Source organism: Motiliproteus coralliicola (genome assembly GCF_003345655.1).
GTDB classification, from domain to species: Bacteria; Pseudomonadota; Gammaproteobacteria; order Pseudomonadales; family Balneatricaceae; genus Motiliproteus; species Motiliproteus coralliicola.
The window spans coordinates 180,309-194,751 of the sequence record NZ_QQOH01000005.1; the positions used below are offsets into that span (position 1 = coordinate 180,309).

At 58.4% G+C, this 14,443-nt stretch carries 15 protein-coding genes, 1 tRNA gene and 1 other RNA gene; 8 read left to right on the top strand and 9 right to left on the bottom strand.

Going from position 1 to position 14,443, the window contains the following annotated elements:
• Window positions 1–88 precede the first annotated feature (88 nt).
• A complete protein-coding gene (yihA, locus tag DV711_RS17090; protein WP_114696949.1) occupies window positions 89–733 on the bottom strand; it encodes a ribosome biogenesis GTP-binding protein YihA/YsxC in 645 nt (214 codons plus the stop codon).
• Between the two features lie 208 nt (window positions 734–941).
• On the opposite strand from yihA, the gene DV711_RS17095 reads away from it, so the two are divergent.
• The 8 genes from DV711_RS17095 (at window position 942) to DV711_RS17130 (ending at window position 6,928) form a co-directional block, all read left to right on the top strand.
• On the top strand, window positions 942–1,544 hold the full coding sequence (locus DV711_RS17095; protein WP_114696950.1) for a c-type cytochrome: 603 nt from the start codon (window positions 942–944) through the stop codon (window positions 1,542–1,544).
• Between the two features lie 89 nt (window positions 1,545–1,633).
• Complete coding sequence (locus tag DV711_RS17100; protein WP_114696951.1) at window positions 1,634–2,932, top strand: hypothetical protein; 1,299 nt, start codon at window positions 1,634–1,636, stop codon at window positions 2,930–2,932.
• Between the two features lie 150 nt (window positions 2,933–3,082).
• Entirely contained in the window at window positions 3,083–3,292 is a 210-nt protein-coding gene (locus DV711_RS17105; RefSeq protein WP_114696952.1) for a hypothetical protein, read from the top strand.
• A gap of 56 nt (window positions 3,293–3,348) precedes the next feature.
• Window positions 3,349–3,425 (top strand) — tRNA-Arg (locus DV711_RS17110).
• Between the two features lie 48 nt (window positions 3,426–3,473).
• Window positions 3,474–3,611, top strand: a non-coding RNA gene (locus tag DV711_RS17115) — RtT sRNA.
• 244 nt (window positions 3,612–3,855) lie between these two features.
• Window positions 3,856–5,589 carry a S8 family serine peptidase gene (locus DV711_RS17120; protein ID WP_207802677.1) on the top strand — a complete coding sequence of 578 codons (1,734 nt, stop codon included), beginning with the start codon at window positions 3,856–3,858 and terminating at the stop codon, window positions 5,587–5,589.
• Window positions 5,590–5,787: 198 nt separating this feature from the next.
• Window positions 5,788–6,270: a nucleoside deaminase gene (locus DV711_RS17125; protein WP_114697118.1), complete on the top strand. Its 483-nt coding sequence runs from the start codon at window positions 5,788–5,790 to the stop codon at window positions 6,268–6,270.
• Between the two features lie 4 nt (window positions 6,271–6,274).
• Window positions 6,275–6,928: an ankyrin repeat domain-containing protein gene (locus DV711_RS17130; protein WP_114696954.1), complete on the top strand. Its 654-nt coding sequence runs from the start codon at window positions 6,275–6,277 to the stop codon at window positions 6,926–6,928.
• A 49-nt stretch (window positions 6,929–6,977) separates the two neighbouring features.
• Here the strand turns inward: DV711_RS17130 and DV711_RS17135 are convergent, their stop codons facing one another.
• From DV711_RS17135 to DV711_RS17165, 8 genes are all read right to left on the bottom strand, one after another.
• Window positions 6,978–8,219, bottom strand: a complete 1,242-nt coding sequence (locus tag DV711_RS17135; RefSeq protein ID WP_114696955.1) for a B12-binding domain-containing radical SAM protein — start codon at window positions 8,217–8,219, stop codon at window positions 6,978–6,980.
• On the bottom strand, window positions 8,216–9,115 hold the full coding sequence (locus DV711_RS17140; protein ID WP_114696956.1) for a sterol desaturase family protein: 900 nt from the start codon (window positions 9,113–9,115) through the stop codon (window positions 8,216–8,218). The genes DV711_RS17135 and DV711_RS17140 overlap by 4 nt, the downstream gene beginning before the upstream one ends.
• Window positions 9,116–9,126: 11 nt before the next feature.
• Window positions 9,127–9,762 (bottom strand): GyrI-like domain-containing protein, encoded by a 636-nt coding sequence (locus tag DV711_RS17145; RefSeq protein WP_114696957.1) that lies wholly within the window; start codon window positions 9,760–9,762, stop codon window positions 9,127–9,129.
• An 11-nt stretch (window positions 9,763–9,773) separates the two neighbouring features.
• A complete protein-coding gene (locus DV711_RS19525) occupies window positions 9,774–9,944 on the bottom strand; it encodes a hypothetical protein (protein WP_165840153.1) in 171 nt (56 codons plus the stop codon).
• A 2-nt stretch (window positions 9,945–9,946) separates the two neighbouring features.
• Entirely contained in the window at window positions 9,947–10,540 is a 594-nt protein-coding gene (locus DV711_RS17150) for a TetR/AcrR family transcriptional regulator (protein ID WP_114696958.1), read from the bottom strand.
• Window positions 10,541–10,737: 197 nt separating this feature from the next.
• Entirely contained in the window at window positions 10,738–11,199 is a 462-nt protein-coding gene (locus DV711_RS17155) for a GAF domain-containing protein (RefSeq protein WP_114696959.1), read from the bottom strand.
• Window positions 11,200–11,315: 116 nt separating this feature from the next.
• Window positions 11,316–12,401, bottom strand: coding sequence for a sensor domain-containing diguanylate cyclase (locus tag DV711_RS17160; protein ID WP_114696960.1), 1,086 nt, complete (start codon window positions 12,399–12,401; stop codon window positions 11,316–11,318).
• Between the two features lie 252 nt (window positions 12,402–12,653).
• Window positions 12,654–14,282 (bottom strand): methyl-accepting chemotaxis protein, encoded by a 1,629-nt coding sequence (locus DV711_RS17165; protein ID WP_114696961.1) that lies wholly within the window; start codon window positions 14,280–14,282, stop codon window positions 12,654–12,656.
• Window positions 14,283–14,443 lie beyond the last annotated feature (161 nt).

The following is a 14,443-nucleotide window of genomic DNA, read 5'->3' on the forward strand; positions in this document are numbered from 1 at the left end:
AGGTTGTATTGGCGATCAGCTGGGTTAACGGCGGCAGATTCGCTTTGTTGAGTCGGGTTCTATCCCGTTGCATCGAGTCCTGAGCGAATCAGCCCGGATCCGCTTCCGTCTCGACTTCGGGTTCTCCCAGCATCCAGCCGTCCAGCCGGGCTTGAAGCTGTTCGATGCCGGCGCGTTTCAGCGCTGAGAAGGTCTGTACGCTGACCAGATCGCCCAACTCCTGGCGCAGCTCTTTGCGTAGTTTCAGCTGGGTGCTCTGGGCCGGCCCTTTTTTAAGCTTATCGGCTTTGGTCAGCAGGATATGCAGCGGCATCTGGGACTCGCGGCACCAATCGACCATCATCCGGTCAAACTCTTTCATCGGATGGCGAATATCCATCACCAAGACGACTCCCTGCAGGCACTGTCGCTTCTGCAGGTACTCGTCCAGGTGTTTCTGCCAGTGCTGCTTCATCGCCACCGGTACCTTGGCGTAGCCGTAGCCGGGCAGGTCGACCAGCTTGCAGCCGGGCTGGCTCAGCTCGAAAAAATTGATCAGCTGGGTACGCCCCGGGGTTTTCGAGGTGCGGGCTAGCTTCGAGTTGTTGGTCAGGGCATTGATGGCACTGGATTTACCGGCGTTTGAGCGGCCGGCAAAGGCGACTTCGGCTCCGCTATCTTGCGGGCACTGGTGAAGTTTAGCGGCGCTGATCAAGAACCGGGCGCTGTTATAGGAGATCCGGGAAGTGGTCATAGACTTAAGTTTGCTGCGGTGCGGAGGGGGTTCGTTCCCGTTTGGTCGGGGATTGGTATATAATGCCGAAAATTTTGCCCTGTGGGTAGCTCCTTGGGTGCCTGTCGGGTATCTGGACCAGCATAAGAAAGCGCCCGCAACCTTGCTTCGGCGACTGTGGTAAAGGCTAACGAATTTACTATTACAACTTACTTAATTGGACCGTTCGATGAAAAAACTTCTGATCCCTTTAATTGTCTCTCTTGGTTTCTCCGGTGCAGTCATGGCGCAAGGCGATGCGGCTGCAGGCGAGGGTAAAGCAGCGGTCTGCTTCGGCTGCCACGGCCCTGACGGCAACAGCATTGGCCCGACCTTCCCGAAACTGGCTGGCCAGCATGAAAACTACCTGACCAAGCAGCTCAAGGACATCAAGACCGGTGTTCGTCCGAGCCCGCTGATGATCGGTTTCGCGGCCGGCCTGTCCGACCAGGACATGGCTGACCTGAGCGCATTCTTCGCCAAGTTCGACGCCAGCAAAGGCCCGGTTGCCGACGAAGCACTGGTTGCCAAGGGTAAAGAGATCTACAACGCCGGTATCCAGAGCAAAGGCGTTGCCGCCTGTGCCGCATGCCATGCCCCTGACGGCAACGGTAACGGCCTGGCCAACTTCCCGGCGGTCCGTGGTCAGTACGCCATGTACGTTGATGGCCAGCTGAAGGCCTTCCGCAGCGGCGCTCGTGCCAACGATCCGGCCAAGATGATGCGTGACACCGCCGGCAAGCTGAGCGATGCCGACATCGCCGCGGTATCTGCCTACATCGAATCCATGTAAGGGATTCGAGTTCAAGAAAGGGCAGCCTAGGCTGCCCTTTTTTATTGCCTGTTCTATTTTGTCCATTCTGTTGAGCAAGGGCCCCGCTGGTGATTGAGAATCCGACCGGACTGCAACGATTGATCGGCTGGATGATGCTGAGCGCCGTGCTGTTGTCGGTGGCCGCCGGTCTGGGTTGGCTACCCGGCTTCTATTCCGGCGGGTTGGCCTGGTGTTGCGGGCTGCTGCTGTTCGGTCGGGTAGGTGGCTTTCTGCGACTGCAGGTGCTGTGTATCTTTTCGATCGGTTGTGCGGCTCTCTGGTGGGGCCTGGATGGGCGTGAGCTGCCCTGGGCCAAGCTGTTGGCCACCAATCAGATCCTGATTGCGATGCTGATTGCCGTGAGCTTCCTGCGCCTGGTCACCGCGTTGCGGGCCGATCCGCAGGAGCAGCTGCCGATGGGGCGGGGGGCGCTCTGGCGAACCCTGCTGGGGGTGCATCTGTTCGGTGCGGTGATCAATATGTCGACCCTGCAGATCGTTGGCGAGCGCTTGTCGCGTCGCCAACCTTTGACGCCGCAGCAGGGCGTGCTGCTGTCCCGAGGCTTTGCGCTGGCTTCGCTGTGGTCGCCATTCTTTGTCGCCATGGGCGTGGCGCTGACCCATGCCGATGGGGCGCAGTTGGAAACGCTGTCGTTGGCCGGGCTTCCGGCGGCGGCGGTGGCGCTGTTGGTGGCCGGTATCGGCCTCAGTCGGCATCCTGGTGTGACGAGTCAGGCCGGTTATCCGATCCACTTTGAAGCCCTGTGGCTGCCGCTACTGTTGGCGGTGCTGGTTTTTGGCGCCAGGGGGCTCTGGCCTGAAGTACCGGTGTTGAGCTGGGTGTCGCTACTGTCGTTACTGCTCTGTCTACTGGTCCTTGTGCTGCGCAGCGGAACCCAACGCTTGGCATCGATGCGTCGTCATGTCGAAGCGCAACTGCCCACCATGGGAGGCGAGTTGGCTCTGTTTCTGGCCGCCGGCGTGTTGACGGTTGGATTGGCGCAGGTGGTTGAGCGCAGTGGCTTCGACTGGCCGCTGCAGCAGTTCGGCCCCTGGCAAGCCTGGGGACTGCTGTGGATGATCCTGGTTGCCGCGGTGATGGGAATTCATCCGCTGATCAGCATCGCCACCTCGGGAGGCATCCTGGCCCCCCAGGTGCAGGATCCGAACCTGTTGGGGATGACCTTCCTGATGGGCTGGGCGGTCGGCATCATCGCCTCGCCGGTGTCCGGCACCCACCTGACATTGCAGGCCCGCTTCGGCCTGTCGGCCTTCGGCTTTCCCCGCTGGAACTTCGGCTTTGTGCTGCAGTTGATGCTGATCTGCCTGCTCGCGCTGCACGGCTACGACTGGTTCAGTGCGGGCTGAGCATCTCCGGCACGAGATAATCTTTTCGTTCTGCAATAGAGGGGACCCATCAAGGGCTTTTTTCCCAGCGCAGGACTGCGCTATTCTGAAGTCATGGATAGACAGCGAGCCAAATTCGGCACAACCAAACGCAGACGTTTGACACTGCATATGCCCGAACCGGTGTATGAGGCCTTGCCTTATGTTTACGCCTGTTTGGGGATCGGTTTGTTGTACTTGCTCGATTCCGGGGTGATGGCGGTGATGGGATTTGTACTGCTGGTTTCCGCCGGGCTGATCGTCTACATGCGTAACAGCGCCCGAAAGCGTGCCTATCAGGCCCGTTTGCGCAAAAAACAGCGGGACTGGATGGATTCATAGCGTCGATATGCTTGCCGTCCCTGACGCGCCTGAGTATCATACGCGCTCTCTTCTGCGCACCCGTAGCTCAGCTGGATAGAGTAGCAGGTTCCGATCCTGTTGGTCGGGGGTTCGAATCCCTCCGGGTGCGCCACTTTTTCCTTTTCTACGCACATCTTTCAGTTCTCTACTGATCTTTCCGCATGCCTCCGTACTTGGAGAGTGAGAAGCCCCGTGGGTTCGAACCGAGCGGCCAAGCCGCGACGCAACGACACCTTTATAAGTGTTGTCTCCGAAGGAGTGAGGAGCGTAGTGACGAATCATCCCTCCGGGTGCACCATCTTCCTCGAAGACTTTTCCCAGCTACCAATTTTTTCGCTGGTTTCCGTGCTGGCTCATTCAGTCACGTAGCCGAAGCTCGTCTGAGGGATGGCTGATTAGATCGCTTGAGCTTCATTCCTGCAGCTCAGCGGGATTGTTTTGATCTCTGTCAGTTAGATATTTTTTGGAATTTGGTGATTCTTTTTAGTCGGGCATGATTGTGGCTATATTGCCTAGACCGCATGCATCTAGAGGTAGCAGCCATGTCACCCCGCCGTATTCTGAAATTCCTGCCGTTATCTAAGTCCCTGATCGCTTCGGCTTGCCTAGCCGCACCCGTAGCGGCCTATTCGGCGCCGACTCCAACCGGCACCGATCAGCTGATCGTTAAGTTCGATGAAGCGTTTGTGATCGGCTCGAGCGAGGCGAACCGATTGTCAGAGGCGACTGGAAAATCGCTGAGGTTTGTCCGCCAAACGGCAGGCGGACGATTGCTCTTTCAGCTGAATGAAAACCAGTCATATAAAGCGATGCGAGGGCTCTCGCGGGCAATCGAGCGATTGGCAGGGGTCTCTTATGCCGAACCCGATATTCATATGGCTACGTTGGGTTTACCCAACGATCCGCTGCTACCCAATTACCAGTGGCATTATTATGGCCCCGATTCGAGCTCTGCCGAACCCGGTGGCCTGAATGCGGTTCAGGCCTGGGAAGCGTTGGATAGCAGCTACACCAAAACCGTTGTTGCCATTTTGGATACCGGCTCGACCAACCATTCCGATCTCAGCATTAATACGATTGCGGGTTACGACATGATCAGTGATCCGACCAACGCCAACGATGGCGATGGGCGTGACTCGGACCCCAGCGATCCCGGGGACAATCTGGACCCCAATGACCCCTACGGTAGCAGCTGGCATGGAACCCATGTCGCAGGGACAGTGGGCGCGGATACGAATAACGGCAACGGCGTGGCTGGTGTCGGTTTTGATCGTGTGCAGCTGATGCATGTTCGGGTGCTTGGCGTGGGCGGAGGTTCCTATTCCGATATTACCGATGCTATCTATTGGGCCAGTCAGAATGGGGCGAAAGTGATCAATATGAGCCTGGGAGGCGCCAGTTCCTGTTCTCCCAACTCGGCTCTGCAGGCGGCGATCAACTCGGCGGTTGCCAATGGGGTCAGCGTCGTCGTCTCGGCAGGTAACAGTGATACCGATACCGCAGGCTTTACCCCGGCGAGCTGTTCCAACGTAATGAATGTGGCTGCGGTTAACCGCAATGGCGGGAAAGCCAGTTACTCGAACTATGGCAGCCTGGTGGATTTTGCCGCACCGGGTGGTGATGGCAGCAACTCTATCGGTACCTATGTGGTTTCTACTCACAACAAGGGGACGACTTCGCCTGGTGAGGAAACCTACTCCGGTATGGCTGGCACCAGCATGGCGGCTCCGCATGTTGCGGGTCTGGTCGCGCTTATCAGCTCCGAGAATAGTTCGCTGACACCTGCCGAAATTGAGCAGCTGATCAAAGACAATGCTCGCCCGTTCCCGGCGACCTGTGACGGTTGTGGTGCCGGTATTGCTGACGCACACCTGGCGATGCAGGCCGCCTCGGGTGGAACGATTACCGATCCTGAGCCCACCCTCCAGGCGCCGGATGCTCCCAGCCTGCTAACTACTTCAGTGCAGTCAGATGGTAGCGTTATTCTGACCTGGTTTGATGTTGCCGACGAACAGAAGTACGAGCTGCAGGTTAGCCAAAAAGCCAGAGGAAAGAGATGGGGCAGCTACGGTGATGTGAATATGAACATTGCTGCCGATAGCACCACGCTCACTGATGTGCCGGGTAATGGCACCTTTAAGTATCGCATCAGAGCGGCCAACAGTGCCGGTTCCTCTGCCTGGACCGAGAGTGGCGAGGTGAGGGTGGAGTCCAATTCGGATGATGGCGATGGGGGTTCCGGTAAAACCAAATGTAATCCGAAGAAGGGTTGTTAATCCTTAGGCTGACAAAGACTGCTTCGTTAGTTTGATTGAATCCCCGGGCCGCGTTATCGCGGCCCGTTTCTTATGGGCTGAATGGTTAGTTCAGTCGCCTTTCCGAAGTACTTACAAACTCGATCAGATCCAATAGCGGCTGGAAAAATACCGCCTGCCGGACTATCTCCAATAGGAGAGGTCTGGGAGGTAATGGTGATGGATAAGATCCAGATTCAGCGGGGCCAAGATCAGATCCCGCGACGGTGGTTTCTGGCGTTCAGCGGCGCCGGTTTGCTGGGCGCCTGCGGATGGTCGGCAGCGGCACGGGGGGAGGAGAGCATCGTGCAGCCGCAGGGGACTGATGACCAGGGCTTTATCGCAAGGGCCTTTGAGATGCGGCAACTGGCGATCGAGAAGGGCGATCAGCCCTATGGTGCAGTGGTAGTACTCGATGGACGGATCGTTGGTCAGTCCTGGAGCCGGGTGTTGTTGGATCATGACCCCACCGGTCATGCCGAGATGGCGGCGATCCGCGACGCGGGTCGTCGTCTGAAACGTGAATCCCTCCGCGGTGCAGTGCTTTACTCCTCTTCGCGCCCCTGCCCGATGTGTGAAGCTGCGGCCGCCTGGGCCGGAATCGACAATATGGTTTACGGCCGCGCTGCCGAACGGGCGGGGCGTCCCCATCTTTGCGGGTAGATTGATGCGGATTCTGATAACAGCGCTGTTGCTATTGAGCAGTTTGTTTAACGTCGCCGTTGGCGAGCCAGCGGCGGCCGAGCGGGCCGACTATCTACGCGCGGCGGCACAGAATAATATTCCTCAACTGCAGCGGTCGCTCGCTTTGGGGGTACCGGTGGACAGCCGCGATAAGCGGGGTCGCACCGCACTGTTGATCGCCACCCACCACAACGCTGTTGAATCGGCCCGACTCCTGATCGCCGCCGGTGCCGATGTGAATGCCAAGGACGATCTACAGGACAGCCCCTACCTGTATGCCGGTGCGGAAGGGCGACTCGAGATCCTCAAGATGACCGTGGCCGCCGGGGCGGATCTGAGCAGTGTGAACCGATACGGTGGCACCGCGTTGACCCCCGCGGCCCATCACGGCCATATCGAGGTGGTGCGCTACCTGCTAACCACCGAGATCGATATCGATCAGATCAACCACCTGGGTTGGACGGCTCTGCTAGAAGCGGTGATTCTGGGGGATGGTGGGCCTACCTATCAGCAGATCGTCGCGCTGTTGCTGGCGGCCGGTGCCGACCGCTCCATTGCTGATCCCCAAGGGCGTACCGCGCTGGATAACGCCCTTCTGAGAGACTATTCGGAGCTTATCGAACTGCTCCAGGATTAACGACCAACCGCTAGCGCTCCGCCGGTTTCTTAGATCGAAGATCGGCCCGTCAGAGATAGGCCGCGTTGGTCCAACCGAGATTTTTAGTCCTGACGACACGCCGCTTCAGGCTGCGCCCCAGGCTGTTGTATTTGCTGTGGAACCAGCCAGTTCCCTTTTCCAGTTCCTTCGGCGTCATCTGCTTGGGTTGGAACACCGCCTGGGTGCCATCGTAGGCGGACCAGTCGCGGGTCAGGATCCGTTGCTCGGTTTCCAGTTGCTGGTACAGGTCGGTTCCCGGGTAGGGGGTGACGATCACGGCATGGCAGACGTCGAGTTCAACCTCGTCGACGTAGTCGAGGGTCTCTTCGAAGATGGTCGAGTCGTGCTGGTCAAAACCAAACAGCATCGCCGAGTCGACCGCGATGTTGTACTCATGCAGCTTGCGGATGTAATCCCGGGTCCGATCGATCCGGATGAAACCTTTGCCGGCGGCTTTGAGGGCCTGTTGCGACGGGGTTTCGATACCGGAAAGCAGCCAGATCAAGCCGCTCTCGGCCGCGGCTTCGACGATATCGTCGTGCTCGGCAATATTGATGGTGGCTTCGGCGCTCCAGTAGATATTCAGCGGTTTCAGCGCCTTGAACAGCTCTAGCGCGTAATCACGATCGGCGATCAGGTTGTCGGCGTGGAGTTCGAAGTACTGCAGTCCGGAGGCACGGATCTCGTCGATCACCTGCCCGACCGGCCGGTTGCGCATTGTCGGGAAGAACTTGTGCACGGTGCAGTAGCTGCATTTGAACTTGCAGCCGCGGGACACGATGATCGAACTGGTATCCCGGTAGGGGGACAGGTCGATCTGCGAATGGGGGTAGGGCGTCAATCGGCTCAGGTCGGTCTGCTCGGCCTGCTGATAGCGGGGCTGAAGCTGGCCACTGTAGTGGTCTTCCAGTAATTGGGGCCAGAGCTGCTCCGATTCGCCGATCATCACCGCATCGCCGTGTTGCAGCGCCTCGTCAGGCAGAAAGCTGGCGTGCAGGCCGCCGAACACCACGGTGGTGCCTCGGTCACGGAAATAGTCGGCCAGTTCGTAGCCGCGCAGCGCGTCCGGGGTCGACATAAAGATCGCCACCAGGTCGGCGGCCTGACTCTTGTCGACCGGCCCCTGGGAGGTTTCGTCATGGACGTCCACCTCGACCCAGTCGGGTATCGCCACCGCCGATGACCAGATGCTTTGCGGCGGTGTCCCCAGGTAGGCCTTGTAGTCCTTGAAGGCACTGTTGGCCGAGGCTTTGATCAGTAGGGCTTTCATTGGATCGACTCCTTGGTGCGGCGATGACTGGCATCCGCACCGGCTTTGGGTTTCCAGCCCGGCGGTCTAAACAGGTAGCCGAACCACTGCCCAACTCCCTGGGCTTGTCCCAGGTCGCGGAACAGTTTGGGAAACTCGTGAAATTGCACCTTAATCGGGTTCTTGCTGGTCATCGGGGTGGCCAGACCGTAGGTGGGCAGCTGGCGTTCGGCCTGGAAGGTGCCGAACAGCCGGTCCCAGATGATCAGGATGCCGCCGAAGTTCTTGTCGATATAAGCCGGATCGGAGCCGTGGTGAACCCGGTGGTGGGATGGGGTGTTGAGAAACCACTCCAACGGACCGAGGCGGCCGATCATCTCGTTGTGAATCCAGAACTGGTAGGCCAGCACCAGAATCTCGGCGGCGAACACCAGTACCGGGTTGAAGCCCATCAGCACCAGCGGTAGATGAAACAGAAATGACGGGATCGGATCGAACAGACTGAACCGGAACGCGGTGGCGGTGTTCATCATGCTGGAGCTGTGATGCACCGAATGGGCCAGCCAGAACAAGCGGATCCGGTGCACCGCGTAATGCTCGATGTAGTAGGCCAGGTCGGCCAGTATCAGCACCAGCAGGCCGGTGTAGCCGTTGGTCGGGATCTTCCAAGGGACCAGCTCGTAGATCATGAAGTAGAGGTAGACCCCGCCCCCGAAGATCACGATCTCGGCCAGGTAATAGGGGATCTGGGTCAACACGCTGGAGCCGGTTTCCAGCAGCCGTTCACCGCTGAAACGGCCGGTCACCAGGTCGTTGAGCAGCTCCAGCGCCAGAAACAACAGCGCGAAGATCAGCACCCAGTCGTAGACCGAAAATGAGATCGTCTCGAAGTACACCAGCCAATCTTGTTCCGTCATGATCCGCTCCTTTATTTCACCGCCACAAAGGCGGTTTGGCCGAGAATGTTGTGGTGGCTATCGAGTAGGTAACGCTCGTAGTCGGCGTTAAATTTCAATCGCAGCCTGTGGCTTGGATCGGCCCAGCTATCGAGGACATAGCTACCGTCGAGTGCCAGGTAGTTACCCGCGTCGATGGCGACGGATTCAAACCCCATCGGAAGTTGGCGCGACGGCGGTGTCGGATAGCCAAGCGTCATCCGGACCTGATTGCTGGCGGCGTCATAGTGGTGGTAGACCGCATAGACCAGCTTGGGATCGTCGGCACCGAGTCGCTTGGCGATATCCTGCTGGGCGAAGCGCTGCCAGTGACGCTCGATCTGGGTCTTTAGATTGCCGTCCAGCTGCAGGGTGATGCCGATCCCGGCAATGGTCTGGCCTGATTTGTACTGGCCCGGTTTGTTTCGATCTTGGCCGACGGGCTGAGCGGCAACCGCCTGCCAGCTCTCGGCCGGTGCCCTGGTGATCGCAGCGGTGCTGTCGTCGTAGCCAACGAAGTCGCCATTGTCGGCGTAGGGCAGTAGTAGCCAGCCAATAAAGCCGAACATGCCCAGGATGCTGATCAGATAGAGAAACCAGACCAGCGGGTTACGCTTGGGGAGTGCCATCGATCAATCTCCTACCAGTAAAAACAGGACACTGCGACCAGGGTCCACAACAGCATGGTTAGCCAGTAGCCAAAAGGCTCGTGGGTGCGACGGTATTCGCGATGCAGCCAAACCGAGCCACTGAACAGGTCCCATAGCACCCACAGCAACAGTGTGATTCCCAGGTAATAGGTCCAAGGCATGGTTAGTCTCCGGTAGTGGTTTCGAGTTGATCGACCAGTAGCTGAGCCGCCAGTCGGGCCGGTTCGCGGTAGTGATGGCTTTGCTGCAGCGGGGATAACGAGTCGAGATTGAAGTAGAGCGAGATCAGGCCGAAGCCGACGGCTTCGATGCGTGATTTTTCCGCGCTGGGATATTGCTTCAGCAGCAGGGCTTCGATGTCGCGGCTAAAGCCGGTCATCCATTGTTGCATCATGGCCTTGAGCTGCGGGTTGTTGCCGGCGGCAAACGTCAGGGCGGCGATCACCAGCACAAACTCGGGGTCGCTGGATTCGGCATCGAACAGATTGTCGAGCAGCACCGGAATCGGCTGCGTCTCAGGCAGGTACTCTAGCAGGGCGGCCCACTGCTGATCGGACTGCTGGATTACCCGGTCCGCCAGTTGCTGGACCAGATCATCCCGGTTACCGGCAAAATGGCGCACCAGGCTGCGTTGCAGGCCTGAGGTCTCGGCGATCCGCTCCAGGGTGCTGCCCTCCAGGCCGTAGCGAGCCACACAACTGTGGAACGCCTGCAGGATCTGCTCAAGGCGTTCGGCCTTCTTGCTGGGTCTTCCCATGGTTCAAACTCCTTAGTGATAACTCAGGAATAAATTGTCATGTTGGATAATTTATAGAGCGAAGCTTATTTTGTCAAACATGACAAAATAAAATATCTAGAAAGCTGGATTGCTTTGATCGAGCTAAAGGGGTGACGGGTGAGCGGTCGATTCAGCCCGAGCCGAGCCCCTTGCGGGGCACGGAGTATGGGTCGATCTCAGATCAGAAAATAAGCGGCGATGCGGGCCAGGTTGGTCTCGTCGCAGCGGTCGAACAGGGCCGGGGTATCGGAATCGATATCCAGTACCGCGATCAGATCACCATGGCGGTTGAGGATCGGTGCCACCAGCTCGGATCGGGTCGAGCTGGCGCAGGCGATATGGTCGGCTTCGGCATTGACGTCGGGGATGTTCAGCAGTTGCATCTGGCGGGCACAACGGCCGCAGATGCCGCGATCGAAATCGATGGTCAGGCAGCCGTGGCCGCCCTGGTAAGGGCCGATCTTGAGGGTTCGGTTGCCGACGTTGCGGTAGAAACCGACCCAGTTGAATGACTCGAACTGGTGGTAGAGCTCGCAGCTGATCGTCGCCATCAATGCGATCGGATCGGACTCGCCGTCACAGAGGGCATCCAGGCGTTGAAACAGTTGATCGTATTGCTGCTGCTTGTCGATGGTCATCGGCTTAGGGAACCTTGAGTGTGGGCCTTGAGTGGGATTGGGGTGCGGCAACTGCCGGGACTGCAGATAGTAGCATCATCCCAGCCCCGTCCCAGTCTGATTAGGCTCTTGTCGGATTAGCAGCCATTCTCAGCGGTGTCCGCCTGCTCGGGAGGCTGGTTGGCCAGATCCCGGATCGAGATGTGAGCCGGGTTGGCTTTAGCCAGGTACATCTCTTCGTCGGCCAGACGGATTAGATCGTGGAAATCGTAACCTGTACGGCTGTTGCAGATCACGCCGCCGAAGGTGAGGCCGAAGCCCAGCTCCATGATCTCGTCCGACAGCTTACCGAGGGTCGACTTACGGATGCGCTCGCAGATCAGGTACAGGTCCTCGGTACTGGTATCCAATGCAGCAAAAACGAACTCGTCGTCCTCGTAGCGACAGGTGATATCGGTGTTGCGCAGCTCCTGTTGGATACTCTGGGCGGTCTGGCGAAGCACCTCGTCGCCGGCGTGGCTACCGATCAGCTCCTTGACCTGGACATAACGGTTCAGATCCAGATAGACCACCGACAGGTTGCGATTGTCCCGTTTGGAGATGTTCATCAACAGCTCCAACGACTGCTCGAACAGGTAACGGTTGCTCAGCCGCGTCAACGGGTCGGTACAGGCGGTCTTCATCAGCTCCTTCTTATCCAGCGCCAGACTGGCGACGTGGGTGGCGGTCTCGAGGATCTCCAGCTCATAGTCTTCCGGCTCGGCGATTTCGGGGGAGTAGATGGAGAAGGTCCCCAGTACCTGATCGTCCTTGGAGATGATCGGCATCGACCAGCAGGAACGAAGCTGGGCCCGGATTAATACATCGAGAAAAGGCTCCCAGCTGGGATCGGTGAAGGTGTCGGAAACGATGCACTTGTCGCGGGAGTATGCCGCCGCGCCACAACTGCTGGCGTTGGGGCCGATCGGAGTCCCTTCGATCCCCTGGTTGTAGAAGTCCGGCAGCTTGGACTTGGCGTCGGAGCTGTGCAGGGTCTGACTCTGATCGTCGACCATCAGGATCGAGCCGACCTTATTAGGAAACAGTTCCTCAATGATGCCGGTCAGCTGTTCGATTACCTGGGCGTCGGAATGATAGGCGGCCAGATTCTTCAGAACCTGGTGAAATTTCCTATGCGCCAGCGTCAGCGTTTTCAAATGCTCGTATTCGATGACTTCATCCATGGCCAATCTACGCTTCCTTGAGTGGTTGGATAATTTTAGTACAACTCGTTGCCCGGCCCCAATGCCGAAGCGGTGATCGGTAATCCGATTAACGGAAAACTACGCTGAAGTTGCGTGACGAACCGGGTTCCAGCCGGATCGAGGCTAACTGCCTAGGGTTACTCAGGCAGGCTGGAATTTGCCCGGAGGGCGGTGCAAAGAGAGCGACGGAGCCGAGTTAGCCCCGTCGTGGTGGATGGACACGCCTTCGACTCAGGCGCCGACCTTGAAACTGCTGGTCAGGTGTCGCAGGTGCTCGGACAGCTCGGCCAAGGATTCGCTGGATTCGGCCACCTGATCGGCGGCGGTGGCGCACTCCGAGCTGACGTCGTTGATGCGGCTGACATTGGTATTGATCTCTTCGGTGACGGCCGATTGCTGCTCGGCGGCGCTGGCGATCTGGGTGGTCATGTCATCGATCTGGCTGACGTCGCCGACGATCTGATCCAGCGCCTGATCGGCCTGATGAGCCTTGTCGACCACACCGATGGCGACCTGGTGGCTCTTCGCCATCGCGTCAGCGGCACTCTCGGCGCCGTTCTGCAGGCTGGTTATCACCTGCTGGATCTCACCGGTCGACTGGGCCGTGCGTTGTGCCAAAGTGCGGACCTCATCGGCAACCACCGCAAACCCGCGCCCCTGTTCACCGGCACGAGCCGCCTCGATGGCAGCATTCAGCGCCAGCAGGTTGGTCTGGTCGGCGATATTGTTGATCACCTCCAGAATCGAGGCGATATTGGCGCTCTCCTCCTTCAGCTGGGTGGTCAGGCTGCCGGATTGTTCCAATTGCATCGACAGTTCGTTAACCGCGTCCACGGCCTCACGGACCTGCTGCTTGCCCTGAGAGGCGGCCAGGGATGCCGCATGGGTGGCTTGAGCGGTGCTTTCGGTGTTGTTGGCCACATCGTGGACGGTGGCCGACATCTCATTGACGGCGGCCGCGACCATCTCTGATTCTTGATGCTGTTGCTGCATCCCAGCCTGGGTTTGGGCCGTGGCGGCGGACAGTTCGGTGGCCGATGTGGAGACCTGCTGGGCGGAGCTGTTCACTTCGGTGATGATGCCATCGAAGCTGTCGAGCATCTCGTTGAAGGCTTCCGACATCTGGCCGACCTCGTCACGGCTACGGTAATCGCTGCGCAGGGTCAGATCATGCTCGCTGGCGGCCTGGCCCATCAGCTCCTTGAGCTCGACCAGGGGCTGAGCAATTGTTCTTGCCAGTCCCAGAGCGATGCTGAAGGCGATGCTCAGGATGACCAGCAGGCTGACGATGGCGGCGTTGATGCTCTGGGCAAACTCGGCTTCGATATCGTCGGTGTAAACCCCGGTGGCGACGATCCAGTCCCAGTTCGGGTAATGGCGGGAATAGGAAAGCTTGGAAACCGGGGTGCTGCTGTCGGCGCGAGGGAACAGGTACTCGACAAAGGTATCGCCGTTGGTGATGGCGCCGCGCACCATCTCTTGCATGACCAGGACCCCGTCGGCATCTTTCAGGTCAGACAGGTCCTTGCCAATCAGCCTGGAATCGGGGTGACTTAAGATAAGGGATCTGGTGTCGGAGACCATGAAGTAATCATTGTCGCCATAGCGCAGGGTGCTGATCAGCTCTTTGGCGATCGCTTGCGCCTGCTCGGTTGAGATATCGGTCCGGGCTGCCTGTTTTTCGATCAGCGAGAAGGCCGTGTCGGCCAGATCGACCAGCTCAGCCTGCTTGGCGCGATTTAACGTCTGCCATTGGTTGTTCAGATTGAGGGCCTCGATAACCAGCAGTGCAAGGGTCATCAAGGAGACTAAAAAGAGGACTTTCTGTCGGGTTTTAAAATGCTTAAGCAGGTTTTTCATTGTTTTCCTCCATTGAAAACAGGGCTCATCCTTGACGGCTTATCGATAAGCATTCGAGCGGTGGGTAACCCGTCTATGGGTTGTTATCAGATTTGCCTGATTGAACGTTGCTAATTTAGCTCTTCAGTAGCCGCAATGAGTATGACGCATATCAGCATATT